The sequence below is a fragment of the Sphingomonas limnosediminicola genome, assembly GCF_039537965.1.
GTDB lineage: Bacteria > Pseudomonadota > Alphaproteobacteria > Sphingomonadales > Sphingomonadaceae > Sphingomicrobium > Sphingomicrobium limnosediminicola.
Map to the genome: position 1 here is coordinate 2,724,574 of NZ_BAABBM010000001.1, position 25,935 is coordinate 2,750,508.

The window sequence follows — 25,935 nt, forward strand, 5'->3', positions numbered from 1 at the left end:
CGGGCAACCAACGGAAGCCCCGTCCAATGCAAACGACCTACGCAACTCCGGCCCGTTCCGAAGCATCCGCCCGCGGGCAGACGCTCGGACTGCCGCAGAGAGAGAAATCATTCCCCTGCGGCCCGCCGGTCACCATCACCGACAAGGCGTTGAAGAAGATTGTCGAAGCCAAGCAAAAGCTGGGTCTGCCGGTCAAGGGCCTCAGGGTGAGTGCTCATCCGCGCTCGGTGTTGCGGGCGGATTTTTCCCTGCGGTTCGTCCCCGCCGGGGAAGAAGATTCGCCCGCGGATTCAATCCATCGTTACGAGGGCATCGATCTTTACGTCGCTTCCGACAGCGCCCCCTACCTGGAGGGCGCGACCATCGACTTCGTGTTCAGCTTGCTCAGCAGCGACTTCAAGGTTGAAGCGCCTTTGCGAAGACTGGACACCCCTCAATCCCGAACCGCCGCGAAAATCCAGCAGGTTCTCGACGAGGAGGTCATTCCGGCGCTGGCCACGCACGGTGGCGGCGCCGTCGTTGTCGATTTCAAGGACGGTGTCGTCTTCCTTGAGCTGACGGGCGGTTGCCAGGGGTGCCGCTTGGCCGGCGCCACCATGAAAGACGGCATCGAGGCATCCATCCGCAGAAGCTTCCCGGAAATCACGGAAGTTCGCGACGTCACCAAACACGCAGATGGGAAAAGCCCATATGCCTAGCGGTGACAGGCCTTTGACGGTGTCCGACGCCAAGGACTGCAAGGGCAGGAACCAGGTCGAGCAAGTCGATCGCTTCGGCGATTGACGAAGGAGATAAGTGTCATGACCGCAAGTGCGCAACGCATCGCCATCAATATCGGAAGCGGCTACGTCCCGGGTCTCGACGTGGTGGTGGCCGGCGCGACGCTGGCGGCGAACGAGCTCGGAGTGGAGCTCGTCGGGATCCGCGACGGATATGACGGGCTGCTTTATCCGGAGCGCTATCCCGGCGGCGGGATGGTTTCGCTAAGTCCTGAAATCTTGGAGGCCGACGGCCACGGCGGAAGCCTGCTCGGCACTGCCGCACGCACCGATCCGTTCAACGTCCGCACGCTCAACGACGAGAACTCCGTCGAGGAAGTCGATCGGTCCGGCGACGTCCTCGAAGCATTGAACGCCGCGGGGATCGACGGCGTGATCTCACTGGTCGGGGGTAGTACCGTCACGGGGCTGCACGCGCTGAGCGTTGCGTTCAAATTGCATCGCCAGGGGCTGCGTACGGTCTGCGTTCCGAAGTCCGTCGAAAATGAGATTTCCTCCGTCCCGCAGGCTTTCGGTTACAATAGCGTGTTGTCTCACACGGCGGAGACGCTCGAACGGATCCGCGCCGCAGCGCTTGATATCGGGCGTTTGGCGGTCGTTGAGGTTCCGGGGCAGCACTCTGGATGGTTGGCCCTGCAATCGGGCCTGGCCGCCGTTGCCGACGCAATCCTGTTGCCCGAGATCCCTTACGACCTCGCGAAGGTTGCCGACACGCTCACCCGGCACGAGGAATCAGGGCGGCGGCCCGCGCTGGTGGTAGTGGCCGAGGGAGCCCGGCCGGTGAATTTACCTACTACGGCCGGCCCGGACACGGACGGCATGCGCGCAAGCCTGACGCCAAATGCAGATCCGGAGCTCGGCGAGGGAGAGCATACGATCGACCGTGCCGGCGCTGCAGCGAAATCTGTCGGCGTGGCCCTCCAGCGGCTGACCAACCGTGACATCCTGCCGCTTTCCCTGGGCGATTTGGTGCGCGGTGGACTGCCGACCGCGGTCGATCGTCAACTGGGGCTTGCTTATGGCGCGGGCGCGGTCCGCGCGCTGCACGGCGGCGAAGATGGCGTGATGGTCATGTTCGATTCTCCGGACCTCAAGACCATCCCGATGGTCGATGCCCTCAAACGTGTTCGCACCGTACCGGCCGAGAGCGAGCTCATGCAGATCGCGCGCGGCCTTGGCATCGCATTCGGCGACTAGAGGGAACAGCCATGGCTACTCATCTCAAGAACGACGCCACCCAGTTGACCGGACGAGTGATCAACATTCAGCACTTTTGCATCAACGACGGGCCAGGCATTCGAACAAACGTCTTTCTCAAGGGCTGTTCGAACCGCTGCAAATGGTGCTGCAATCCGGAAAGCATCCGGTTCAAGCCCGAGCTCGCGTACAACATCAACAAATGCATCGGCGTCAAAGAATGCGGCCGCTGCCTGAAACCGCCCACGCCCGAGGGCGCGTTCTATGTGCTCGACGGCCCTGACGACCGGGTGCGTGTGAACTGGGACATGGCGAGCGAATGCGGTGAGGAAACCGCATCCGTCTGCCCGACCGGTGCATTGTATATGTTCGGACATGAGATGACCGTGGAAGAAGTGCTCGCCGAAGTGGAGCAGGACCAGTCCGTCTACATCGAGTCCGGCGGGGGCATCACGCTGTCAGGCGGCGAATGCACGCTGCAGCCGCAGTTTGCCGCCGCGCTTTTAGAGGAAGCGCATCATCGGGGCATCAACACTGCCATCGAAACGGCGGGAAATGCTCCATGGGAGAAATTCCGCCAGGTCGTCGAACATGCCGACGTCGTCCTTCACGACCACAAGGTTATGGATCACGAGCGACACACGCGCTGGGTCGGCACGGACAATTCGAAGATCAAAGCGAATTTCAAGCGCGCCTATGAAGAATTTCCGGACAAGACCTTCATCGCGCGGACAGCGGTGATTCCGGGCGTCAATGACGACGAGGAGCACATTCGATCCGTGCTCGAGTTCATCAAGCCCTACAAGAACGTGATCGACTACCAGTTGCTGCCCTATCATCGCTACGGCGAGGGCAAGTACGGCTTCCTCGGTCGCGTCTACGAACTCAAGGATTTTCCCTACGTGCCCGACGAGACGATGCAGCGTCTTCGCGCGATCATCGATGAAGCGTTCGGTCGTAGCGCAACAACGCCTGGCCAAGCTTCGCCGCAGGACAAGTCCCGCGGATCGACGCTGCAAATGGAAGGCGCGGCCTGATCGACGAGCGGAACGCGCCGGCTCGATCCGCAATTCGCGGACCGAGCTGATCCGCCTTATTTGGTGAGCTGCGTCTTCGGCGTGACGATCCGCACCACCACGCGGCGCGCGGCGTCATTGCCCGTTGGAGCCGCTTCGCCCGGCGCTACCGTGCCTTCGCCCATCGCCGAGGGCGAGAGGACGCGTCCAGGCTGGATGTATCCGGTTTGCCGCAGGAAGTTGCTGACCGCTTTCGCTCGCTTTTCGCTCAGGCGCTCATTGGCTGCAGCATTGCCCCGGGGGTCGGCGAAGCCGAGGATTGAGACTCGATAGTTTCCAAACGAGGGGGCCTTTTCGGCGATCTCGCGCAGCTTCTGCTTGTAAGTCGCGCCGATCACCGCGCTGCCTGTCGGGAAATAGACCGCGGTCTCCTCGCGAATGATATATTCCTGGCCCTCGATGACGGCCTTGCGGAGTTCGGAGAACTGCTCGACCGTTCCCGCCTTGGCAGCGACGGCGGTACGCCAGTCTTTCTCCTTGAACCGAATATGTTCGGCGGTGACCGTTTGGCCCTGGAGATCGCCATCGACGGTGAAGATCAGGCCTGGAATCAGGCTTTTCGTGTCGCGCGTCTTCTTACTGGCCAGCCCACTCGTCTGAGCAATATCTGTAGAAGGCGTCAGGACGACCGTGAGCGGCCCGGTCATGGTGCGGGCCGTGATGGTGTTGCCTTCGACCTTCGTAATGACGGCTTCGGTCTTTACAGGCGCAGCCATGGCCGAGCTCGAGATGACGAAAGCCGCGGCGAGGATGCCCGGTGCGAGTTTACGAAATTGCATGTTCCATTCTCCGCCGAATATGCTCGACAAGTATCGCTCGGCCGAGGTGCCAAGAATCGGGGAAACTACTTACCCCCGCAGGTGTATGCGGCGGCCGCGCTTGCGAGGGCCTTGCCGGTCACTTCTTCGGGAAGAGGGCGGTGATCGCGATCCGGATGCCGTTGCTCGGCCCGCCTTCCGGAGCTTCGAAATAATGGCGGTAACCGCCCTGTATCGAGATCGGGAAAGATAAGCCGGTCTTCTTCGGCGGAAGCAGTTGCGAGACCATCAGATTCACCGGCACCGTCCACGTGTGGTGAATCCAATCGTAGGTCGTCTCCGAGTTGATGGTGAAGGTCGTGGCCTGCGGCGTCGTGTAGCTGAGGAAAGGCTGCACGTAGCTGCTGCTCACCTTGTCACGACTGCTGTCGCCGGCGACGGACCAGACGTGGTTCGCCAGCCCGCCAATGGTCCACCTTCCCGTTTGCTTGAGGACAACTGCCGTCGGTCCGGCTCCCCACTTCCCGGAGCCCAGTACTTTGTCCGTTGCCGTGCGCAGCAGCAAGGCGGGGCCGATACCCCAGATGATGCCGCTCTTGCTCGGGTGCTGCGGCGACAACCAGAGGCTCTGGAGCGTATCGCCCAATCCGAATTGCGAGCTGCTTCGTCCGGGAGGCGCTGGAACGATATCTTTCTGCGCCAAGACCGGAAGAATGGTTCGTGAGATCAGGTTCCAGTCCGAGCTGAGCGTGATCGGTATCACGGGTTGAATGTTCAATTTGTACTGGACGCCATCTCCGTCAGGGCCACCGCCCCAATCGACATTATTCTGAAGCGGCACGCTGATGAGCGCCGCGATCGGATTGGCGAGCTTCTTGGCGAGAGCCGCCGCTTCATCCCCAGCGCCGGAAGGAGCCGGGTCCGAACCCAGCGCCGTGACAGGCGGAGTGTCGACGGCCCGGGCATTCGCGGAAGCCGGCGCGACGACTAGCCATGAGAATACACACGCCTCGATCAAGGCAAACTTCATGGCGAGTCCTCGCTCTTCAGACCCGTAACCTGTCAGGTCGAGCCCAGCCCTAGATATCCGTATTTCCCATGAGTTGATCGCGCGAAGCTACGCGCATGCATCGCGAGAAGGCGTTAGTGAGGCTGAGCAGCGATCGGTTGGAAAACTGTAGGCGGATTATTCTGCAGACGTACGAGCATCTGGCGCATCGGCTCCTGAGACTCGTGAATCGTTCCATCGACCGGGCGGTTGAGATCGCTGATCAACATCAAAGCCAGCGCCGAAAGACCGAGCAAAAACGCGCTGGCGATCTCGCCTTTGCGCGATTTCATGATCGCACCGAGACCTGCCGCGGCGACGAGCGAATAGAAGATCAGTCCTAGGATAATCGTCGTCGGGATCGGAGAACCACGGGCCGCTCGTCGAGCGGTATCGACTCTCACGACTTCAGTGCTCGATTCGACCAGCGACGTGGAGAAATCCAGATCCTTGATGCTGTCGAAAGCCGGAATGAGCGCGGTCCAAAGTTCCCGACGCAATTGATCGTCGTCTGCCATCAACCTCCTGGCGTCAGAATCCTCGCGCCGCACCTGCGCGAGGGCAAGATGGTTTTCAGCATACCGGACGAGCAGGCCAGACAGTGTCGAGCGATACGGATCCGCGAGCAACTGGGCTTTCAGATAAAGCGTTTCTATCGCGATCGCGTCTTCGCGGACCAGCTGGCGCCGCACCTCGAACCGTTCAGCCGCCATTTGAAAGGTGAAGCCGATCAGCAGGCTCAGCAATGCGTAGATCATTGAGACGACGTGGCCGGCCTGCGATTCCGACAGCCTCTCCTGCTCGCGATTGCGTTGCGTGTACCATCGATTCACGCGCGCTCCCGCCAGCGCGCAACCGACGGTGGCCACAAAGAGCAGCAGGCCCAAGAGCCAGATCGGAGCGGTTCGGAACCATTCGCCCATCGCTTAGCCTCCCATCCGCGCGGCTAGGGAGCGACGGGTTGCGGCGTTCGTCGCGACTTAATTGACCGCACTCCCGCCATCGTGAGTCCGAACAAGGTGCTGCAGAACAGGAACAGGATGATTGCCGCCAGAACGTGCGTGTATTGCGGATTAACTCCGGCGATTGCGACGGCAAGCGAGGGATGTCGTGTCGATGCAGCTTCCGCGAGAGTCTTTCGATTGGCCGGGTCCGGACCACCGAGCGCGTAGCCGGCCGCGACTCCCGCGGCCATGGTTGCAATAATCACAAAGACGGTTCCATCGCCGGTCAGCGGCATGAACTCCCGCGCAAATCGCACGAAAATCAGCAGCACGATCAGCACAGTTCCGACCAGTCCGACGAATTTCACGGCGGGAGCCAAGCGTTCCGCCAAGCGCTGCCGCGCCGCATTGATCGCGACCCCGACAAGGAGGGGCAGAAAGACATTGATGAAAATGAACTTTGCGACGAGGTCCATCGGAACCTTGAAGGTATGCGGACTGATCAGCTTCAACACCTCGGCGGTTGCGGGAATGGTCACCAGCGCCGACAGAATCACGGCAGCATAGGTGCCAACGACGTAGCTTCGCTCCGCTTCTGTCCGGAGCATCTTCAATGGCGCCGATGCCGCGAGCGGCGATGCCGCCATCAGAATCAGGCCGGCCCTGGTCGAGGGCGGGATGGACAGCAGCAGGCAGAGCGCGACCGCGACCGCAGGGACGATTACGTTCACTGCGACGATCGCTTTCAAAAGAATCGCCGGCCGGCCGAACATGTACGTCAGGTCGCTCCAGCGGCTTTGCATGCCCACCGACAGCACGATTGCGATCAGGCTCAGCTGAAGCGCGAGGAGGAAGATTTCCTGGGTGCTCATGATTGGGTTAACGCGACTAGGACATACAGTCCGCTGACACCCGCTGCTCATCAGGAAAACTCCCGACATGAGACAGGCATATCCCCCTTAGGGCTTAAGCATTTTGACGCAGCAAATCGTGATGCGGGTCGCCGTCCGCCTGCCGAATAGACGCGAGAAGGCGCCTGCCTTTTTCGCTGACCACGTGCGTCCTATTCGGAGTGAAAGTAAGGAACCCTGCCTTGGAAAGGCACATGCGCGCCCAGTGAATCCGACTGAAGAGAAGGGTCACCGTGCAGGCAGGGATAAGTTGGCTGGCCTCTTCGTCGGTGATCCCGAACTTCGCTTTGATCGCCGGGATGCACTGGTTGATGCTCGTTGCTCCCTGTTCGAAAAGCTCCAGAACGGGCAGCATCAGTGAGGGATATTCGGGCATGGGCATGATGATCCCTGCTGCGCCCGGCGAAGTCCCGCACCCATCGGGAGATTCCCCGAAGGGAAGCTAATCCCAATGCTCGATGTCGTCGCCGGTGATGGCGAGCCAGGCGGGCATGCGTCCTTCGTAGACCGAATATTCGGGCTGCGGGAAAGCAGGGTCGGCGAAGGCGCCGACGGGGATGGCGGTGAGGCCGGGCATGCTGTCGAGGAAATAGGCGACGGTCGAGCCGCAACTGGGGCAGAAGCGGAAGGTGGCGCTGGAGCCGCCTTCGTTGGCTTTGGTCCATTCGCGATGGTCGCCGGTGAATTCGACTTCGTCGTCGGGCCAGCGCGCCTGGTAGGCGAAGGCGCTTCCGCTGCGGCGCTTGCAGTTGAGGCAGTGGCAGACTGACACGCGTGTCGGGTCGCCGGTGCAGGTCACGTGCAATTGCCCGCAGGCGCAGCTTGCTTCCCAACTACTCATTGCGGTCGCCTCAGAGCATCCTCAGTTCAAACTTGCGCGTCGTCGGGTGGCTGCTGGCGAGGCCACCGTCGACCACGATCGCGGCGCCGTTGACGTAGCTGGACTCGTCCGACGCGAGGAACAGAGCGGCGTTGGCGATTTCGATCGGCTGGCCGCCGCGGCGCAGCGGGTTGAGGTCGCCAAGGCGATCCTCGCGGCCGGTCGCGCGGGCGAGGTCGTAGATGTCCTTGGTCATACCGGTCTCGATCAGGCCCGGGCAGATGGCGTTCACGCGGACGCCGCTACCAGCAAGCTGCTGCGCGGCGGTCTGGACTAGGTTGATGACGCCCGCTTTCGAGGCCGAATAGGCCGCGCCGCCCGCGCCGGAGCGGATGCCGGCGACGCTTGCGGTGCAGACGATCGATCCGCCGCCGCGCCTGGCGATCTCGGGCGCGGCATATTTGATCGCGAGGAACGGGCCGATGAGATTGATACGCAGGATTTCCGCCCAATCATCGGCGGTCTGATCGCGGATGGTAGTGAGGCCGCCGGAAATGCCGGCGTTGGCGAAGAAGATGTCGATGCCGCCATGCGTGGCGACGGCTTGGTCGACGAGCGCCTTCACTTGCGCTTCGTCGCCAGCGTCGGTGGTAAGGTCCGCGCCCTGGCTGACGTCGGCGCCGAGGACGGTCGCGCCCTCGCTTCGGAACAAGTCTACGGTTGCCTTGCCGATGCCGGAAGCAGCGCCCGTCACCACCGCTACCTTGCCCGTTAGCCTTGCCATTTTGACGTCATAGCCACGGCTGCGAACAACTGATAGGCGCTCAGCCATGGATTTCAGCCTTGGGCCCGCCGAAACCCAGTGGCGCGACCGGGTCCGCGCCTTCATGGACGAGCATGTTCGTCCGCGTGACCGCGACTATCACGCGCAGCAGCGCGAGGGCGAGCGCTGGAAGGTGCTTCCGGTCGTCGAAGAGCTGAAGGAGCAGGCGCGCGGCCAGGGGCTGTGGAACTTGTTCATGCCGCCATCGCACGGCGCAACCCCTGTCGACGACAGCTTCAAGTTCGAAGGGCCGGCGCTTTCCAACCTCGAATATGCATTCTGCGCCGAGGAGATGGGGCGCTTTCTGTGGGCGTCAGAAGTGTTCAACTGCTCCGCGCCGGACACCGGCAACATGGAGGTGCTCAACCGCTACGGCACGCGCGAGCAGAAGGACGAGTGGCTCAAGCCGTTGATGGACGGCGACATCCGCTCCGCCTTCCTGATGACGGAGCCGGACGTCGCCTCTTCGGACGCGACGAACATCAAGTGCAGCATCGAAATGCGCGGCAACGAATATGTGGTCAACGGCCGCAAATGGTGGTCGAGCGGGGCGGGCGATCCGCGCTGCAAGGTCGCCATCCTGATGGGCAAGACGGATCCGTCGGCGGAGACGCACAAGCAGCAGTCGATGATCCTGGTCCCGCTTGATGCGCCGGGTGTGAACATCAAGCGGCATTTGCCGGTGTTTGGCTACGACGACGCACCGCACGGGCACATGGAGATCGAGCTGACCGACGTGCGCGTGCCGCCGTCGAACATGCTGCTCGGCGAGGGCAGGGGTTTCGAGATTGCGCAGGGACGGCTTGGGCCGGGGCGCATCCACCACTGCATGCGCACCATCGGCGCGGCCGAGGAAGCGCTCGCCGCGATGGTCAAGCGGCTGATGTCGCGCGCGGCGTTCGGCAAGACGATCGCCGAGCAGGGCGTGTGGGAAGAGCGCGTCGCCAATGCGCGCATCGATATCGAGATGACGCGGCTGCTGTGCCTGAAGGCTGCCGACATGATGGATCGCGCGGGCAACAAGGCGGCGCAGGGCGAGATCGCGATGATCAAGGTCGCGGCGCCGATCATGGCGCTGAAGATCATCGACGACGCGATCCAGGCATTCGGCGCGGCGGGCGTTTCGGAGGATGCGGGGCTGGCGCGGGCCTATTCGCAGATCCGCACGCTGCGGCTGGCGGATGGGCCGGACGAGGTGCACCGGCGCGCAATCGCCCGGCTCGAGTACAAGAAGCATCGATGAGCGAGCAGCCGCTCGACGAAAAAGCCCTGCAGCGCTGGCTGAGCGCGAATATCGAGGGCTTCCAGGGCCCGATCGACCTCACCAAATTTCCGTCGGGCCAATCGAACCCGACCTATCGCATTCGCGCGGCGTCGGGCGATTATGTGCTTCGGCGCAAGCCGTTCGGGCAGCTGTTGCCGTCGGCGCATGCCGTGGACCGCGAGTACCGCCTTCTTTCGGGACTGTACCCGCTGGGTTTCCCGGTGCCGCAGCCGCTCGCCATCTGCGACAATCCTGCAGTTATCGGCGCGATCTTCTATGTGATGGAGCTGGCGAAGGGTCGACCTTACGCGAATGGCGCGCTGCCGGAGTTCGACCCGGAGACGCGGCGACGGATGTACGAGCAATTGGTGGACACGCTCGCCGACCTGCACGTCATCGATCCCGAGACCGCAGAGCTCGGCGATTTCGGCAAGCCGGGCAATTATTTCGAGCGGCAAGTGATGCGCTGGACCCGCCAATATCGCGACAGCGAGACCGACTATATTCCGGAGGTGGAGCGGCTGATCGCTTTCCTTCCCGAGACGATCCCGCAGCAATCGCGAACCTCGATCGTCCATGGCGACTATCGCATCGACAATGTGGTGTTCGACGGAGACGGCACGTTGACCGCCGTCTTGGACTGGGAACTCGCGACCCTCGGTGATCCGGTGGCGGATTTTTCATATCTCGCGATGCAGTGGATGATGCCGGCGGATGGCGGCGCGGGTCTCGGCGGGCTGGATCTTGCCGCGCTCGGCATTCCCAGCCTCGACGAGATTGTCGCGCGTTATTCGGAGCGTTCAGGCGTGCCGGTCGCAGGCGAGCTCGACTGGTATTTCGCTTACAACCTGTTCCGGCTGACCGGCATCGTCCAGGGCATCAAGAAGAGGGTGCTCGACGGAACGGCGAGCCATGCTCGCGCGGAGGAAATGGCGAAGCGCGTGCCGATGCTCGCGCAGGCCGCCTGGCGCTTCGCCCAAAAGGCTGGCGCCTAACGCCCCCTGAAGGTGGGGGTGCGCTTTTCGAGGAATGCAGCGACGCCCTCGCGATAATCCTCGGTGAAGCCGAGCCGGCCCATCTCGTCTCGCTGGAGCTCGAGTTCTTCGTCTAGGGTGCGCGAGCTTGTGGTACGGATGATCGACTTGATCGCAGCGAGGCCGAGTGGCGGAAGCGATGCGAGCTTCTCTGCGATGCGGTCCACCTCGGCGTCGAGCGCGTCGGCATCGACCGCTTTCCAGATCAGGCCCCAATCGGCGGCCTGCTCGGCCATCAGCGGTTCGCCGGTCAGCGCGAGGCCGAGCGCGCGGGCCTGGCCGACCATGCGCGGCAGGTGCCAGCTACCGCCGCTGTCGGGAATGAGGCCGAGGGCGGAGAAGCTCTGGATAAACTTCGTCTCCTTCGCGGCGACGACGATGTCGCAGGCGAGGGCGACGTTGGCGCCGGCGCCTGCCGCGACGCCGTTGACCCGCGCGATCACCGGCTGAGGCAGCGTCGTCAGAATGCGGATGAGCGGGTTCCAGCTTACTTCCACCGTTTGGCCGAGATCGACCACTTCGCCGGGCGCAACCGCACGGTCGTTAAGATCCTGTCCGGCGCAGAAGCCGCGACCGGCGCCGGTGAGGATGACGACGCGCGCATCGCCGAGGTTCGCGAGGGCATCGCGCAGTTCCTCATGCATTTTCGCGGTGAAGCTGTTCAGCCGGTCTGGCCGGTTAAGCGTGATGCGGGCGATCGGGCCGTCCGCCTTGAAGTCGATGGTCTCGTAAGCCATGCCCTGAATTAGCGAAGGAGGGGGCGTGGACGCAAACGAACTGGCCAGGCGGGTCGCCGACCACATGCTGGCCGCGGAAGGGACGGGGCCGGCGTGGGACCTCAAGATCGAGGAAGTACGCGAGGATTATGCGCGAGTGTCGATGGTCGTGCGTGCCGAAATGCTGAACGGCCACGGCTTCGCGCACGGCGGAATGATCTTCGCGCTCGCCGACAGCGCCTTCGCTTACGTCTGCAATGGCGCCAACCACGCGAGCATGGCGGCGCAGGCGTCGATCGTCTTCCTCGACAAGGTCCGCGAAGGCGAGACGCTCATCGCCGAAGCGACGGAGGTGGCGCGAGAGGGTCGTGCGGGCGTGACGCGGGTCGCGGTCAGCGCCGGCGATGGGCGAAAGGTCGCCGAGTTTACCGGATACTCGCGGACACTTGGCGGCCGGGTGGTAGATATTTGAACGTTCGGCGCTGACGGACTACATCGACCGCCATGTACACGACCGAGCTTCAGAAGACCGCCAAGATCGAGAATCTCGAGGACCCGAAGCTCCTCGAGGCGTTCGAGGCGCGGGTTGCGGCGGATGAGTTCATCGAGCCCAAGGATTGGATGCCCGAGGCGTACCGGCGTACGCTGACGCGGCAAATCTCGCAGCATGCACATTCCGAGATTGTCGGCATGCTTCCCGAGGGGAATTGGATCACCCGGGCGCCTTCGCTTCGGCGCAAGGCCATCTTGCTCGCAAAGGTCCAGGACGAGGCGGGACACGGCCTCTACCTCTATTGCGCCGCCGAGACGCTCGGCACGAGCCGCGAGCAGATGATCGAGGCGCTGCATTCGGGCAAAGCCAAATACTCGACGATCTTCAATTATCCGACGCTTACCTGGGCGGACATCGGCGCGATCGGCTGGCTGGTCGACGGTGCGGCGATCATGAATCAGGTGCCGCTGCAGCGGACGAGCTACGGTCCCTATGCCCGCGCGATGGTGCGGGTCTGCAAGGAAGAAAGCTTCCACCAGCGCCAGGGCTACGAGATCATGATCGCGCTGGCCAACGGCACGCCTGAGCAGAAACGCATGGCGCAGGACGCGATCAACCGCTGGTGGTGGCCGAGCCTGATGATGTTCGGTCCGCCGGACGAAAACAGCCCGAACACCGCGCAGTCGATGCGCTGGCGGATCAAGCGCGAGACGAATGACGAGCTTCGCCAGAAGTTCGTCGACATCACGGTGCCGCAGGCGGATTTCCTGAACCTCACGGTGCCCGACGCCGACCTCAAGTGGAACGAGGAAAAGGGCGGCTACGACTTCGGCGAGATCGACTGGGAGGAATTCTACTCGGTCGTGCGCGGCGAAGGACCGGTTGCGAAGGAGCGCATGAAGGCGCGCCGCGATGCCTGGGACAATGGCGCCTGGGTTCGCGAAGCGGCCGACGCGCATGAAGCCAAGCGCCGCGCAAGGAAGGCCGCGTGAGTGGCGATTGGCCGCTCTGGGAAGTCTTCGTCCGTGCCAAGGGCGGCCTTTCGCATCGCCATGTTGGCAGCGTTCATGCTCCTGACGCGGAGCTCGCGCTCCGGCATGCGCGGGACACGTACACGCGGCGCCTCGAAGGGGTGAGCCTGTGGGTGGTGCCGTCGGCGGAGATCGTCGCGAGCGATCCTGACGAGGCGGGCGAGATGTTCGAGCCAGCGGAGAGCAAGATCTACCGCCATCCGACGTTCTACGACATCCCGGACGAGGTGAAGCACATCTAATGGCGCCTTCGCTGCCGCCAATCCGGCCGGAGGACGAAGTCGTGGCGGAAAAGCTGCCGCCGCACGGTGCCTTCGATCTGCGCGACGACGAGCCGCATGGCGCGGTTCGCAAGGAATATCTGCTGCGCCTTGGCGACGATTCGCTCGTGCTTGGGCAGCGGGTGAGCGAGTGGTGCGGGCATGGGCCGGTGCTCGAGGTCGATATTAGCCTGGCGAATTTGGCGCTTGACCTGGTGGGGCAGGCGACATTGCTTTTGAACGCGGCCGGCGATGGCGACCAGCTCGCCTTTCATCGCGACGTGCTGGACTTCCACAATTGCCTGCTGGTCGAGCAGCCGAACGGCGACTTCGCGCAGACGATCGCGCGGCATCTGCTCTACACGACCTGGCAGCACATGCTGTTTCAGCGGCTACAGCAATCGAGCGACCAGTTCCTGCGCGAGTTTGCGCACAAGGCAGTGAAGGAAGTCGCTTATCACCGTGAGATTGCGGCGGAGTGGACGATCCGGCTCGGCGACGGGACGGGAGAGAGCGCGCGGCGGATGTCCGAAGGGCTGGAGTGGAACTGGCGCTTCGTGCCCGAGCTGTTCGAGGTCGACGAGGTCATGCAGGGCGCGATCGACGGCGGCATCGCGCCGGACCCCCGCGCATTCGAGGAGGAATATCGGTCGGCTATCGCAGCGGTGCTGGCCGAGGCGCAGCTTCAGCAGCCTGCCGATCAGCGCGCGATCCTTGGCGGGCGGCGCGGGCACCACAGCGAACATCTCGGCCACTTGCTCGCGGTGATGCAGTTCCTGCCGCGCACCTACCCCGACGCGACCTGGTAGGATGTCTGTCCACTTCCACACGCTGAAGGTCGCGGAGATTGTTCCCGAGACCGCTGAAGCCAATTCGATCCGCTTCGAGATTCCGGAAGAGTTGCGCGAGGTTTTCCGGTTCCGCGCGGGGCAACATTTGACGCTGCGGGCGACGATCAACGGCGAGGAGGTGCGGCGGAATTACTCGCTATGCACGGCACCCGCCGACGGCGACTGGATGGTCACCGTCAAGCGCATCGGCGGCGGTCTGTTTTCGAACTGGGTCGGCGATCAATTGAAGGCCGGCGATACCGTCGAAGTGATGGTCCCGCACGGCAGCTTCACGACCGATTTTACGGGTGTCGGAAAGCGCCATCTCGTCGGCATCGCCGGGGGGTCGGGGATCACGCCGGTGATGTCGCTGATCAAGACGTTGTTGCGCGAAGAGCCGGAAAGCCGGTTCACCTTGCTCTACGGCAACCGCGACAGTTCGTCGGTGATCTTCCTCGAAACGCTTGCAGGGTTGAAGGACAAGCATCTCGGCAGGCTCGAGATATATCACTTTCTCGACCAGGAGGAGCAGGACATCGACCTGTTCAACGGCATGCTCAACCGCGAGCGGCTCGAGGAGGCGATCGCGCTGCTGGTGCCGAACGCCGTGGACGTTGACGGCTGGTTCATCTGCGGTCCCGGCCCGATGATGGACGCGGCTGAGGGCGCGCTGCTTGACCGCAACATCCCGAAGGAGCGCATCCACATCGAGCGCTTCACCGCTGACCGCCCTGCCGGGGCGGTGGCGAAGGAAATGGCGCAGCTTCAGACGCAGGCGGCGGGCGTTACCGTCGCCGTCACGCTGGATGGACGGACACGGCGCGTGCCGTTCACCGCGGGAAACATCCTCGACAGCGCGCGCGAGGCGGGTCTGCCCGCGCCCTTTGCCTGCAAGGCCGGCGTATGCGCGACTTGCCGGGCGCGGGTCACCAAGGGCAAGGTCGAAATGGCCGTCCACTATGGCCTCACCGACGAGGAAGTAGCGGAGGGTTATGTGCTCACCTGCCAGTCCGTCCCGGTCGGTGATGGAGTCGCAGTGGATTACGACGCCTGATTTAGCTAATCGCTTGTCCATGCTCACGCGCACCGACGCCAAGGCGAGAGGCCTTGCCGATCTTCCGCCGGTCCAGGCCGACTCCCTTCTTGCCCTGATCGCCTTGTGCGACGCGGATCCGCGGCCCGAGAAAATCGATGTCGGCGTCGGCGTTTTTCGCGACGCGGTTGGCAATACGCCGATCCTGAAGGTGATGAAGGAGGCCGAGCGGCGCCTCGTCGATACGCAGCGGAGCAAGTCCTATCTCGGCAGCTCTGGCGACAAGAGGTTCGCCGAGCTTATCCGGCCTATCCTGCTGGGCAACGAGCATGCCCATGACGAGCGGATCGCCGGACTTCAGACTCCGGGCGGCTGCGGCGCGCTTCGCCTGGGCTTCGAGCTGATCGCGACGGTAAACCCGCAGGCGCGCGTGTTCGTCGGGACGCCGACCTGGCCGAACCACCCGCCGATCATCAAAGCAGTCGGGCTGCCGATCGTCGAATACGGCTACTACGACCGGCAAAGCAGGCATGTCCTGTTCGACGAAATGATGGCCAGCCTCAACACGGCCGAAGCGGGCGATGTCGTCCTGCTCCACGGCTGCTGCCACAATCCGACCGGCGCCGACCTGACCCACGAGCAATGGCGGGAGGTTACGCACCTCGTGGCTGCGCGCGGGCTGCTGCCGCTGGTCGACATTGCTTACCAGGGCTTCGGGCGCGGGCTGGACGATGATGCGCACGGGCTGCGCGGTATCCTTGCGGCCTGTGACGAGGTGATCGTTGCGCAAAGCTGCGACAAGAATTTCAGCGTCTATCGCGACCGCGTCGGCTCGCTGTTCGTGAAGACGGGCACGGTCGAGACCACCAAGACCGCGATGGGCCACGTGTTCCAGCGCGCGCGCGAGATGTGGTCGATGCCGCCCGATCATGGCGCGGCGGCGGTGCATATCATCCTGGAGGACCCGCAGCTTCGCGCTGACTGGCTGGTCGAGCTGGCCGCGATGCGCGACCGGATCAATGCGGTGCGCCAGCGCATTGCCTCTGCCGACCCGCGCCTTGCCTTCATCGGCGGGCAGTATGGAATGTTCTCGATGCTGCCGATCTCGCGCGAGCAGGTTCTTACGCTGCGCGAAGACGGCGCGATCTACATGGCGGATAGCGGCCGTTTCAACGTCGTCGGGATCGCAGACTCGGACATCGATCGATTTATCGAGGCCGTGGTCGAGGTAATGGACGCCTGACCATGGCCGATCGAGATCCGGGCAAGGTATCTGCCGAAGTTGATTGGCGTGAGGTTGCAAGGCTGGTTCTGACCAGCCGGGAAATGGACCGGATCGAGGAGCAGGAACTCGTTCCTGCCAAGAAGGTCCTGTATCAATTCAGCGCGCGCGGCCATGACATGGCGCAGGTTCTGCTTGGACTCCAGCTCAAGGACGGGGACGCGGCTTGCGGCTACTACCGCTCGCGCCCGCTGTTGCTAGCGTTGGGCGTGGAGCTGGCGGATGCGCTTGGGTCGGGCATGGGCCTGGCCGGCGGCTATTCGGACGGGCGCGATATCGGCGTCGTGTTCAATTACCCCAATCCCGGCGGTGCGCATGCCTTGCCGATGTGCGGCGGGGTTGGGGCGCAATATACGCCGGCGGCCGGTTGGGCGCAGGCGATCGCTTACAAGCAAAAGGTTCTGAAGGAAGAACCGGCCGACGCGATTGCATTGGTGCTCGGCGGCGACGCCAGCTGCGCGACGGGTGGATTTTGGTCTGCGTTAACCATTGCCACCACTCAACAATTGCCGCTGCTAATTTACGTTGAAGACAATGGCTACGGCATCTCGGTTCCGTCGGAATATCAGACACCTGGCAAGGATATCGCATCCAATCTCGCGGGCTTTGCCGGGCTGACGATCTTCAGTGGCGACGGCACCGATCCGGCCGAAGCTACTAAGCTGATCCACGATGCCGTTCACCATGTTCGCAGCCAGCGAGCGCCCGCTTTGCTTCGCCTGACGGTGCCGCGGCTGGAAGGGCATAGCTTCCAGGACACGCAGACCTACAAGTCCGAGGCCGAGGTTCAGGCCGAGTGGGCGCGCGATCCGTTGCCCAAGCTGAAGGCGCATGCCGCGCGCTATCAGGTCGGCGATGAGCAATGGGCCGACCTCGAGCGCGAGACGTCGTGGCAGGTGCAGGCCGCGGTTGCAGAAGCGGAAGCGCGCGGCGTTTCGTCGCCGGAGAATGTGACGAGCAACGTCTTCTTCGAAGGCGAGCTGCAGGAAGTCGGTGGGCTGTGGAACAGCGGCTACGAGGCGCCAGCTTCGACTGACGAGCCCACGAGTTCGGGCCAGCGCATCAACATGGTCACGGCAATCCGCCGCGTGCTCGACCAGGAGCTGGAGAGCAATCCGCGCGTGCTGGTGTTCGGCGAGGACGTCGGACCGAAGGGCGGCGTCCACGCGGTGACGCTCGGGCTCCAGGAAAAGTTCGGTCGCGATCGTGTGTTCGACACCAGCCTGAATGAAGAGGGGATCGTCGGACGGGCCGTGGGCATGGCGCTCGCCGGGCTGATGCCGGTCCCGGAAATCCAGTTCCGCAAATATGCGGAGCCGGCGACTGAGCAGATCCACGACTGCGGGACGATGCGCTGGCGCACGCATAATCGCTTTGCGACGCCGATGGTGCTTCGCGTGCCCGGCGGCTTCTTCAAGTGCGGGGACCCGTGGCATTCGATGACCAACGAGGTCGAATTCGTGCACAATCCTGGCTGGAAGGTCGCGGTGCCGTCTAACGCTGAGGACGCGGTCGGGCTGCTGCGCGGAAGCCTGCGAGGCAACGACCCGGTGCTGTTCTTCGAACATCGCGCCATGCTGGACGACAGCTGGGCACGGCGGCCGTGGCCCGGTGACGAGTACGTCCTGCCGTTCGGCCGTGCGAAGAAGACACGGGAAGGCGACAAGATCACGATCGTCACATGGGGTGCGATGGTCCCACGCTGCGAGGCGGCGGCCGAGGGCTTCAGCGCCGACGTCATCGACCTGCGTACGCTGCAGCCGTGGGACAAGGATATGGTTCTCGACAGCGTCCGCCGCACGCGCCGTTGCCTGATCGTTCACGAGGATTTGCGGACGGGCGGTTTCGGCGCCGAGATTGCTGCGGTGGTGGCGGATGAGGCGTTCCTCGACCTCGACGCGCCAGTGGCTCGCGTAACGATGCCGGACATTCCGAGCCCGCATCACCCGAAGCTGATGGAATGGGCGCTGCCGAACGCGGCCAGCATTCGTGCCGAGATCGAGCGGCTGGTGGGGTTCTGACGTTGATCGAGGTCCGCGTTCCCGATGAGCAGGAGGGCACCAAGGCCGTCGTCCGCGCCTGGCTGAAGGCGGTGGGCGATGCCGTGGCGGAGAATGATCCGCTGGTGGAGCTCGAAACCGACAAGGTGACGCAGGAAGTGCCGGCGCCGGTGGCGGGCGTGCTGGCGGAGATCCTGCTCGATACGGACGCCGAGGCGGTGCCGGGGGCGCTGCTGGCGCGCATTGAGACTGATGGAGCGGCTACTCCCGCCACTCGTCCTAAGCGTGTCGAAGGGCTGCGTTCGCCATCAGTCCCGGAGAATGAGGCTCAGGGCGTCGACAAACTCAGCCCGAACGGAGGCGGGGAAACGCGCCTCAGCCCGTCGGTTCGCCGGGCGTGCTTGCAGAACGGCATCGATCCCTCGCGCATTCGGGGCACGGGACGGAACGGGCGGGTGACGCGCGAGGATGTCGACCGGGCGGTTGCATCGGCGACGGTGGTCAGCGTCGGCGAACCTACCACCGCGCAGCCGCGTCAGTTCTCGCCACAGGACATTCCGCACGACCGCATGCGCCTGACCATCGCGGAGAACATGGTCCGCGCCGTCAGCGATGCACCGCACGTGACGGCATTGTTCGAAGCGGATTTCTCGGGCATCGCCGCGCACAAGGCAGCGCTTGCGGCGAGGGGCACGAAGCTCAGCTACACGGCTTACATCGTGAAGGCGGCCGCCGAGGCAATGGCGGTGGCGCCGGCGATCAACGGGCGCTGGGAAAAGGATCGCATCGCGATCTCGCCGACGATCGACATCGGCGTTGGCACTGCACTGGGCGAGAAGGGCCTGGTCGTTCCGGTCGTGAAGGATGCCGGATCGCTGAGCCTGGAACAGGTGGGTGCGAAGCTCGATGACCTCACCCGTCGCGCCCGAGAGGGAAAGCTGGAGCGTTCGGATGTCTCCGGTGGAAGCTTCACCATTTCCAATCACGGCGTGTCGGGTTCGCTGCTCGCGGCGCCGATCATTCTTCATCAGGGGCAGGCGGCGATTCTCGGCGTAGGCAAGCTGGATAAGCGCGTGGTCGTTCGAGAAGTCGGTGGTCAGGACGCGATCCTGATCCGGCCGATGGCCTATGTGACATTGACGATCGACCATCGCGTGGTTGACGGTCATCAGACCAACGCATGGCTTTCGCGCTTTGTCGAAATTCTGGAAAACTGGCCGCCGCTTCAGCGGTCCTAAGCGGGCGCCGCAGCGCTTCCCGTCAGACTGGCGCTCGTAGGGTGGCGCGCACGCCGGCATGGCTGGGGTCGTAGACCAGCTCGCTCGAGAGCGAGCGCGCCATCGCGGCGATGAGCTTCGATCCCATGCCGGTTCCTCTCGGGGCCGCACCGGCTTCCATGCCCTGTCCGTCATCCTCGACGAGCAAGCGGAAGTGTCGCTCGTCGTCGAGGCCAAGCTCGACGCGGACCTCGCCAGGCGCTCCGTTCGAATAAGCGTATTTGCAGGCGTTGCTCACCAGTTCGTTGACGATGACGCCAAGGGACACGGCCTTCTCCGCCTGAAGCTCAAAGGGCTGGACCGAGAGCCGGATGACGCGCGGCGCGGCCGGGGTCGACCAGGTGTGCTGGAGCTCGGTGATCAGGGCGTCGAAATATTGATCCACGGCGACGCTTTGCACGTCGTCCGACGCGTAAAGGTTACGATGCACCTGCGCGATGGCATCGATGCGCCGCTGCGTATCGTCGAGCGCTTCGCGCGCGGCGCCACCAGGAAGCACACGCGCCTGCATGCCGATCATCGTCGAGACGATCTGCAGTGAATTGGCGACGCGGTGGTTTACCTCGCGCAGGAGAACGCCGAGCCGCTCATTGGCCGCTCGCAGTTCGGATTCTGCTTGCGCCTTCTCGGCCTTCAGCCGTTCGGTCTGTAGTGCATGCGCAAATGCGCGCTCAAGCAAATCAACGAAGTCGTCACCGGTCGATTTGACTACGTATTCGTAGGCGCCGGCTTTCAGCGCGGCGACCGCAACGCTGCTCTCCTCAGACCCGGTGACGTAGACCACGGGCGGGCAGCCGGCGATCTTGCGAAGTTCGCCTAGCGTCTCAAGGCCGTCCATTCCGGGCATGTAGTGGTCGACCGCGATGAGGTCGAACTTCTCGGCCTGCGCGAGGCTGACTGCTTCCGCGCCGCTTTCGGCGGGAACGACGTTATGGCCGCGACGGCCAAGCAGCTTCTCGACGAGGCGGCGCGTGCCCGCGTCGTCATCGACGTACAGGATGCGGCGCGGCAGATGCATCAGGCTTCGGGGTCAGGGACCTGCATCACCGACAGGAAGAGGCCGAGCTGACGGATCGCGTCGGCGAAGCTTTCATAATTGACCGGCTTGGTGATGTAGACGTTGCAACCGAGATCGTAGCAGCGCTGGATCTCGACCTTGTCGTCGGTAGTGGTCAGGACGACAACCGGCGTCCGCTTGAGCTTCTCGTCGCTCTTCACCTTCGCCAGAATGTCGGTGCCGCTCATGTCGGGCAGGTTGAGGTCGAGGAGGACCAGCGCAGGGCCGTTCAGCTTCGGCCCGTCGTCGTGGTTCATGAGGTAATTCAGGGCATCGCCGCCATTGGTGAAATGGCAGATTTCATTGTTGATCCCGGCACGCCGGATGTTCTTTTCGATCAGGCGGGCATGGCCTTCATCATCTTCGATCATGACAATGTTGACCGGGCGTTGGTCGTTCAATTTCGAACCCCTTGGTCTGCGTAAGTGGCTGGAAGATTTACCTGAAACGTAGCACCATGGCCAAGTGCGGATTTCAAGTCGATGAAACCGCCGAGGCGGTAGGCCAGGGCGCGGACGTGGGCAAGGCCAATGCCCTCGCCGGGCTGGTCCTGCATGCCGGAGCGGCGGAAGAGGTCGAACACGCGCTCATGGTCCTTCACGTCGATGCCGCGGCCATTGTCTTCGACTTCGAAGATGAGGCGGTCGCCCTTTGCGAAACCGCGCACGGCAATCTGACCGGGACGTCCGGGCTGGAGATATTTGATCGCGTTCTCGATGAGGTTCGAGAAGATCTGCTCGATCGCGACGCGGTCGCTGACGATGTCCGGCAAGGCCTTGTCGACCGTGACTGTCGTTCCGGTTTCGGTGATCCGGTGTTCGAGGCTGTCGACGATGCCTTTCACGACGTCCGTCATTTTCAACCTCTCGGGCGACAGGGTCCGCCGACCTTCGCGCGATAGCTTGAGGATGGCGTTGATCAGCCGGTCCATCTTTTGGGTCGAAGAACGGATGAAGCCGATGGCCTCCGGAAGATCCTGACGCGCGGCCAGGCTATCCGTCGTGAGGATTTGCGGCGCCTCCTTTTGGGCGCGATCGAGGAGCGCGACCAGCGACTTGTTCGTCTCCTCAAGCTCTGCGGTGAAGCCGAGGATATTGACCAAAGGTGAGCGGAGGTCGTGACTGACGATGTAGGCGAAGCGCTGGATTTCATCCTTTGCGCGCTGGAGATCCGCCGTGCGCTCCTGGACCGCGCCTTCGAGATCGTTGTTCAGGACGTTCAGGCGGTTGCGCGCCGTGAGCAGGGTCTCCGTGTAGCGTCGGACGATGACGATCACGGCGACCGCGAAAAGCAGCAGCAGAACGGCTGTGATCGACAGGATGATGAACAGGATCGTCGTAAAATTGCGAACCGTTTTCGATCGGCTCTCGAGAAGGCGCTCTTCCTCCGCGCGCATGGCAGTGCTCAGCGCGCGGATCGCGTTGACGCGCTTCTTCGCGACTTCGGCGGCGAAGATCCTGCGCGCCTCGTCGAGCTTGCCGCTGCCAGCAAGCCTGATGACGCCCTTCAGCGTTTGAATTTCCGTGTTCAGGATCGGCATCAGCCGCTTCAGGTTTTCGCGCTGCCTTGGGTTGTCGGCAGTCAGCCGGGCGAGCCGCGCAGTCGCTGCGGGAATCTTGCTTGAGTTGTCGCGGAAGGTTTGGGTGCGAGCCGGGTCGGGCACCAGCAGATAGCCGCGCGAGGACGTTTCTGACCGCTCGACGTAGATTTCGAGTTGAGCGAGTTGGTCGGCGACCTGGTAGGTGTGCGTGACCAGGGCGTTGCTGCGTTGGTTCAGGGCAAAGGCCATGATGACGGCGACGAGTGCCGTCAGCAGCAGCCCGAAGCCGATTATTACGCCGAAGAGGGCAAGCCGACTGAAGCGGCGGTCGTCGATCTGCAACATTGCCGCGCGCGTTGCGGGATTACGGCCGTTGGTTCAAGCCGTTAGGGCTTAGATTTCCAGCACGACATATTGCTTGCCGAAGGTCGGCTTCAGCACGAACTGCGCGACGTTATAGACGGGCGTCCCGCCTGGCGTCCGGCCTTCATAAGTTCCGTGGTGGGCGTGGCCGTGAACGACGGCTTTCACGTGATCGAACCGGTCGATCGCATCCGCCAGGCGCTGTGACCCAAGATATTGGAAGATCGCCTCCGGCTCGCCTTCGAGCGTTTCAACGGTGGGCGAATAGTGCAGGACGGCGACGCTGCGGTCGGTGCGGAGCGAGCGCAAGCCGTTCTCCAGCTTGCGCGCTTCGTTCATGGCTTCGTCGACGAAGGCTTTGGCGATTGGCTCGCCAAACGGCGCCAGCTCACCGCGGCCATAGCCGCCCATGAAGCCCTTAACGCCGGCGAAGCCGACACCCTGGATCTCGATTGCTTGCTCATCGAGGATGGTCATCCCCGCTTCGTGCAGGATTTCGCAGACCTTCTCCGGCTGGCCGCACTCGTAATCGTGGTTGCCGAGAACGCCGACCACGGGGATCGAGCAGGACTTAATGTCATCGGCGAGGATGTTTGCCTCGCCGGTCTTTCCGAAATTCGTCAGGTCGCCGCAGAGGACCAGCACATCCGCCATGCTCGAGATTTCACTGAACAGCTCGCGATAAGGTGCGACGTCGTTTTCCTGCACGTGAAGATCGCCGATCGCCGCAACGCGGAGCTTGCCGTTTTCACTCGCCATATTGCTCTTCGAGATTGCCGACGGCTTCGGAAAATCCCCAGCGCTCGACGTCGATCGCATAGTCCCGCGGGGAGAAGATGCGGCCGCGGCATACGCGCTTACCCGGCCCTTTGACGTCCGCTTGGTCGCGCAGGCGCTCGAGAAGCTCCGTCATCAGCCACTCGGGAACGACGTGCCGTTCGCTGGGATAAACGAAGCGGAAGTTCAGGAGGGCGATTAACAGCACCTCCCAATAGAGCTCCATGTGGCTGAGCAGCTGGCGCCAATCGATATCCTCGTGTCGCTTTAGGATCATGTGGGCGACATCCGCGCCGTCGTAACGATGGTGATCCTGAACGAATATCTTCGACCATACGAACTGGGTCGGCGGTACGAGCTTCACGTGCGCGCCGAACAGTTCGCAGCTGGGTGCGTGCTCGAACCATTCGTCGGTCACATGGGTGGTTACGGTCGGCATGTTGTAGATGACGTCGACGAACAGCTCGCCCCGGGTGATGCGGGCGAGCCACCTTTCGTCGACGATTTCGACGTCGAAGCTGTGCTCCTTGAAGTAATGGAGCAGCTTCAGCGCATCGCCGGCCTTGGTGAAGACGTCGACGTCCTTGGTCGGCCGGTCGATGCCGGTGTAGGTTGCGAGCGCGAACGTCCCCGAGACGAGGAACGGGATGTTCGATGCGGCCATCAGCTGCAGCACTTCGCAATAGAAGGCTTCGGCCTCGGGCGCGGGCTTGATCAAGTTGCCGCTAGGCCGCTTAAGGGTCATCTGGTCCATGCGCCCCCACAACGGGAGGCAAGGGAGCCGGGTTCCGCCCCAACGCTCCATGATCAACCGACTTTGCGGATCACCCTTCCAGCGTGGCCACGCGGAATCCGAATTTTCGAATTCTGGTCTGGGTTGTGGCGGACCGCCCGCTCGGGTCCGGGATCATCCATTCCTCGGCTGAAAGATGGCCGTTCATCTTGAACCGGAAGCGGTATTTGCCGCCGACCTCTTCCACGTCGACCGGTCCGACAGCGTCGGACATCGTTCCGGTGTAACGGCCCGGACCCACGCGGCGCATGTTCCAGCGCCGCGTTTTCGGCGCTGAGCCTTCGTCTGTGATGCGCTGAACCAGATAAAGCGAGCCGTCCGCCTTGATTACGCCATTGCCCGTGGAATGCGAGCGATAGGGTTTTCTCGTCACGATCTTGACGACGCCAGTACCTTCCGTGGTGCCTTCGAAGAAGCGCAGCGCGTCTTGCTTCGGGTTCGGGTCAGGGCTCGCGCTGGCGGTCAGCACAGTGCCGCATAGAAGGAGCGCGGCCGGCAGATGAGACAGGCGAGGCATTCGATCTCCCAATTGGCTCATCGAGTATGCAGCGCTGCGCCCCGGAACAACATCGGGGAAATTAGGGAGAACACGCGCCTCAGAGCGTGTCGGGGTTCGGCCCTCAATCCGATCCCTCGCGCCTATTCGGAACACCGTCAGGGAAACCCCCGATAGAATAGCGAGCAATGATGCTGTTGTTCGGAATGCCGCAATCACGCGGGTTGAGGAGCGATGAAGATGCGCCGCGGATACTTGATGATCTCAGCCTTGGCACTTGGCGTCGCCGTCTCAGGAGCCGCCAATGCTGGCCCGACCATTTCAACCAACGTCGTTCCGGGCGTGAACTTCAGCGCCTACAAGACATACACTTGGGTTGCGCCCGTCTCTTCGGTGGCAAACCCGGTGATGTACCAACGCATCCAGGCCGACTTCGACGCAGCGCTCGCTGGCCTAGGCTATCAGAAGGGCGACCCCGGCGACCTGAGCATGATCATCACAACAGGTGCGCAGCAAAGAACCGATGTCCAAAGTTGGGGCCGCTTCGGGCTGCAGACCAACGTCTATCAATATACCCAGGGGCAGCTGTCGCTCGACGTGTTCGATACCAAGACACAGCAGGCGCTGTGGCACGGACAGGCAAGTCAGACGGTCAATCCGGACAAGCCGAATCTGAAGGCGATCGACGCGGCGATTGCAAAGCTGATGCTGCATTTCCCGCCAACTGCAGCACCTGCGCCTTCGACTCCGCCCCGCTAAGTGCGCGAGTTGCGCTGAAACAGCGAGGGACCAACCGATGATCGACATCATTGCATTGCCGGCGTTGCCAGGGTTCGTGCCCGACGTGGACCGGCTGGCAAGGATTTTTTCCTCGGCAACGTCACCGACATTTTTCCTTGCGGCCGTCGCCGCCTTCGCGTCGCTGATGACCTCGAGAATGGCAGCCGCCATGGACCGTGTCAGAACGTTGAACGCGATCCCTGACGACGATGCAAACCGCGCGCACCTGAAAGCGGATATCGAGCGCCTGTTGCGTCGGGCGGCGCTGCTCAAGAGCGGCATCTTCTCGGCACTTGCCGCAGGCGTTTGCGCGACTTTACTTCTTGCCGACCTCTTCATCACGGAATTCGTCGGCGCTGAATATGCCTATGGGGCAGGCCTAATGTTCGTGATCGCCACGCTCTTCCTGGGCATCGCGCTAGTTCGCTTCGCGCAGGAGGTCAGCATCAGCCTTGGCGAGCCCGATAAGTATATGTGATTTGCGCCCTTTGCGGGCGTAAACGTTGTGTTTCCCCCGTTCAGGTTATGTGTGGAATGTAACGAGTTATTTCGG

Annotated in this window: 29 protein-coding genes; 15 read left to right on the forward strand and 14 right to left on the reverse strand. The window is 63.0% G+C overall.

What is annotated here, in order from left to right; translation table 11 throughout:
* Window positions 1–26: 26 nt before the first annotated feature.
* The 3 genes from ABD704_RS14025 to ABD704_RS14035 all read left to right on the forward strand — a co-directional run bounded on the left by ABD704_RS14025 (window position 27) and on the right by ABD704_RS14035 (window position 3,013).
* On the forward strand, window positions 27–698 hold the full coding sequence (locus ABD704_RS14025) for a NifU family protein (protein WP_344700308.1): 672 nt from the start codon (window positions 27–29) through the stop codon (window positions 696–698).
* Between the two features lie 102 nt (window positions 699–800).
* Window positions 801–1,976: a 6-phosphofructokinase gene (locus ABD704_RS14030; RefSeq protein ID WP_344700309.1), complete on the forward strand. Its 1,176-nt coding sequence runs from the start codon at window positions 801–803 to the stop codon at window positions 1,974–1,976.
* 11 nt (window positions 1,977–1,987) lie between these two features.
* Entirely contained in the window at window positions 1,988–3,013 is a 1,026-nt protein-coding gene (locus tag ABD704_RS14035; protein ID WP_344700311.1) for a glycyl-radical enzyme activating protein, read from the forward strand.
* A 56-nt stretch (window positions 3,014–3,069) separates the two neighbouring features.
* Here the strand turns inward: ABD704_RS14035 and ABD704_RS14040 are convergent, their stop codons facing one another.
* The 7 genes from ABD704_RS14040 to ABD704_RS14070 all read right to left on the reverse strand — a co-directional run bounded on the left by ABD704_RS14040 (window position 3,070) and on the right by ABD704_RS14070 (window position 8,317).
* Window positions 3,070–3,831, reverse strand: a complete 762-nt coding sequence (locus ABD704_RS14040; RefSeq protein WP_344700312.1) for an OmpA family protein — start codon at window positions 3,829–3,831, stop codon at window positions 3,070–3,072.
* Between the two features lie 118 nt (window positions 3,832–3,949).
* Complete coding sequence (locus tag ABD704_RS14045; RefSeq protein ID WP_344700313.1) at window positions 3,950–4,840, reverse strand: hypothetical protein; 891 nt, start codon at window positions 4,838–4,840, stop codon at window positions 3,950–3,952.
* A 113-nt stretch (window positions 4,841–4,953) separates the two neighbouring features.
* A complete protein-coding gene (locus tag ABD704_RS14050; RefSeq protein ID WP_344700314.1) occupies window positions 4,954–5,781 on the reverse strand; it encodes a bestrophin-like domain in 828 nt (275 codons plus the stop codon).
* Between the two features lie 23 nt (window positions 5,782–5,804).
* Window positions 5,805–6,674 carry a hypothetical protein gene (locus ABD704_RS14055; protein WP_344700315.1) on the reverse strand — a complete coding sequence of 290 codons (870 nt, stop codon included), beginning with the start codon at window positions 6,672–6,674 and terminating at the stop codon, window positions 5,805–5,807.
* 94 nt (window positions 6,675–6,768) lie between these two features.
* A complete protein-coding gene (locus tag ABD704_RS14060; protein WP_344700316.1) occupies window positions 6,769–7,095 on the reverse strand; it encodes a winged helix-turn-helix domain-containing protein in 327 nt (108 codons plus the stop codon).
* Between the two features lie 60 nt (window positions 7,096–7,155).
* Complete coding sequence (locus ABD704_RS14065) at window positions 7,156–7,554, reverse strand: GFA family protein (RefSeq protein WP_344700317.1); 399 nt, start codon at window positions 7,552–7,554, stop codon at window positions 7,156–7,158.
* Between the two features lie 10 nt (window positions 7,555–7,564).
* On the reverse strand, window positions 7,565–8,317 hold the full coding sequence (locus tag ABD704_RS14070) for an SDR family NAD(P)-dependent oxidoreductase (protein ID WP_344700559.1): 753 nt from the start codon (window positions 8,315–8,317) through the stop codon (window positions 7,565–7,567).
* Window positions 8,318–8,363: 46 nt separating this feature from the next.
* On the opposite strand from ABD704_RS14070, the gene ABD704_RS14075 reads away from it, so the two are divergent.
* Window positions 8,364–9,599, forward strand: coding sequence for an acyl-CoA dehydrogenase family protein (locus tag ABD704_RS14075; protein WP_344700318.1), 1,236 nt, complete (start codon window positions 8,364–8,366; stop codon window positions 9,597–9,599).
* A complete protein-coding gene (locus ABD704_RS14080; RefSeq protein WP_344700319.1) occupies window positions 9,596–10,615 on the forward strand; it encodes a phosphotransferase family protein in 1,020 nt (339 codons plus the stop codon). The genes ABD704_RS14075 and ABD704_RS14080 overlap by 4 nt, the downstream gene beginning before the upstream one ends.
* Here ABD704_RS14080 and paaG read toward each other — a convergent pair.
* Entirely contained in the window at window positions 10,612–11,391 is a 780-nt protein-coding gene (gene paaG / locus ABD704_RS14085; RefSeq protein ID WP_344700320.1) for a 2-(1,2-epoxy-1,2-dihydrophenyl)acetyl-CoA isomerase PaaG, read from the reverse strand. The two genes, ABD704_RS14080 and paaG, sit on opposite strands and share 4 nt — an antisense overlap.
* A 25-nt stretch (window positions 11,392–11,416) precedes the next feature.
* Between paaG and paaI the strand changes: the two genes are divergently transcribed.
* The 8 genes from paaI to ABD704_RS14125 are packed head-to-tail and all read left to right on the forward strand — an operon-like array spanning window position 11,417 to window position 19,537.
* Window positions 11,417–11,842, forward strand: coding sequence for a hydroxyphenylacetyl-CoA thioesterase PaaI (gene paaI, locus ABD704_RS14090; RefSeq protein ID WP_344700321.1), 426 nt, complete (start codon window positions 11,417–11,419; stop codon window positions 11,840–11,842).
* Window positions 11,843–11,874: 32 nt separating this feature from the next.
* Entirely contained in the window at window positions 11,875–12,855 is a 981-nt protein-coding gene (gene paaA / locus ABD704_RS14095) for a 1,2-phenylacetyl-CoA epoxidase subunit PaaA (protein WP_344700322.1), read from the forward strand.
* Window positions 12,852–13,136 (forward strand): 1,2-phenylacetyl-CoA epoxidase subunit PaaB, encoded by a 285-nt coding sequence (paaB, locus tag ABD704_RS14100; protein ID WP_344700323.1) that lies wholly within the window; start codon window positions 12,852–12,854, stop codon window positions 13,134–13,136. Before paaA ends, paaB begins: the two co-directional genes overlap by 4 nt.
* Window positions 13,136–13,963: a 1,2-phenylacetyl-CoA epoxidase subunit PaaC gene (gene paaC, locus ABD704_RS14105; protein WP_344700324.1), complete on the forward strand. Its 828-nt coding sequence runs from the start codon at window positions 13,136–13,138 to the stop codon at window positions 13,961–13,963. The genes paaB and paaC overlap by 1 nt, the downstream gene beginning before the upstream one ends.
* A 1-nt stretch (window position 13,964) precedes the next feature.
* On the forward strand, window positions 13,965–15,038 hold the full coding sequence (locus ABD704_RS14110) for a 2Fe-2S iron-sulfur cluster-binding protein (protein WP_344700325.1): 1,074 nt from the start codon (window positions 13,965–13,967) through the stop codon (window positions 15,036–15,038).
* Between the two features lie 19 nt (window positions 15,039–15,057).
* Window positions 15,058–16,260 carry an amino acid aminotransferase gene (locus ABD704_RS14115; RefSeq protein WP_344700326.1) on the forward strand — a complete coding sequence of 401 codons (1,203 nt, stop codon included), beginning with the start codon at window positions 15,058–15,060 and terminating at the stop codon, window positions 16,258–16,260.
* Window positions 16,261–16,262: 2 nt separating this feature from the next.
* Window positions 16,263–18,320, forward strand: coding sequence for an alpha-ketoacid dehydrogenase subunit alpha/beta (locus ABD704_RS14120; RefSeq protein ID WP_344700327.1), 2,058 nt, complete (start codon window positions 16,263–16,265; stop codon window positions 18,318–18,320).
* A gap of 2 nt (window positions 18,321–18,322) precedes the next feature.
* On the forward strand, window positions 18,323–19,537 hold the full coding sequence (locus tag ABD704_RS14125) for a dihydrolipoamide acetyltransferase family protein (RefSeq protein ID WP_344700328.1): 1,215 nt from the start codon (window positions 18,323–18,325) through the stop codon (window positions 19,535–19,537).
* Window positions 19,538–19,559: 22 nt separating this feature from the next.
* On the opposite strand, the gene ABD704_RS14130 is transcribed toward ABD704_RS14125, so the two are convergent.
* The 6 genes from ABD704_RS14130 to ABD704_RS14155 all read right to left on the reverse strand — a co-directional run bounded on the left by ABD704_RS14130 (window position 19,560) and on the right by ABD704_RS14155 (window position 24,623).
* Entirely contained in the window at window positions 19,560–20,594 is a 1,035-nt protein-coding gene (locus tag ABD704_RS14130) for a response regulator (protein ID WP_344700329.1), read from the reverse strand.
* A complete protein-coding gene (locus tag ABD704_RS14135; RefSeq protein ID WP_425565461.1) occupies window positions 20,594–21,004 on the reverse strand; it encodes a response regulator in 411 nt (136 codons plus the stop codon). Before ABD704_RS14135 ends, ABD704_RS14130 begins: the two co-directional genes overlap by 1 nt.
* Window positions 21,005–21,030: 26 nt before the next feature.
* Window positions 21,031–22,518, reverse strand: a complete 1,488-nt coding sequence (locus ABD704_RS14140; protein WP_344700331.1) for a sensor histidine kinase — start codon at window positions 22,516–22,518, stop codon at window positions 21,031–21,033.
* A 48-nt stretch (window positions 22,519–22,566) separates the two neighbouring features.
* Entirely contained in the window at window positions 22,567–23,295 is a 729-nt protein-coding gene (locus ABD704_RS14145) for a metallophosphoesterase family protein (protein ID WP_344700332.1), read from the reverse strand.
* On the reverse strand, window positions 23,285–24,067 hold the full coding sequence (locus ABD704_RS14150; RefSeq protein WP_344700333.1) for a nucleotidyltransferase: 783 nt from the start codon (window positions 24,065–24,067) through the stop codon (window positions 23,285–23,287). The genes ABD704_RS14145 and ABD704_RS14150 overlap by 11 nt, the downstream gene beginning before the upstream one ends.
* 70 nt (window positions 24,068–24,137) lie before the next feature.
* Window positions 24,138–24,623 (reverse strand): DUF3833 family protein, encoded by a 486-nt coding sequence (locus tag ABD704_RS14155; protein WP_344700334.1) that lies wholly within the window; start codon window positions 24,621–24,623, stop codon window positions 24,138–24,140.
* Between the two features lie 219 nt (window positions 24,624–24,842).
* Between ABD704_RS14155 and ABD704_RS14160 the strand changes: the two genes are divergently transcribed.
* Both ABD704_RS14160 and ABD704_RS14165 read left to right on the forward strand, forming a co-directional pair.
* The gene (locus ABD704_RS14160; RefSeq protein ID WP_344700335.1) at window positions 24,843–25,361 is read left to right on the forward strand and encodes a DUF4136 domain-containing protein; all 519 of its coding nucleotides are present in this window, start codon (window positions 24,843–24,845) and stop codon (window positions 25,359–25,361) included.
* Between the two features lie 37 nt (window positions 25,362–25,398).
* Window positions 25,399–25,860 (forward strand): DUF2721 domain-containing protein, encoded by a 462-nt coding sequence (locus tag ABD704_RS14165; protein ID WP_344700336.1) that lies wholly within the window; start codon window positions 25,399–25,401, stop codon window positions 25,858–25,860.
* Window positions 25,861–25,935 lie beyond the last annotated feature (75 nt).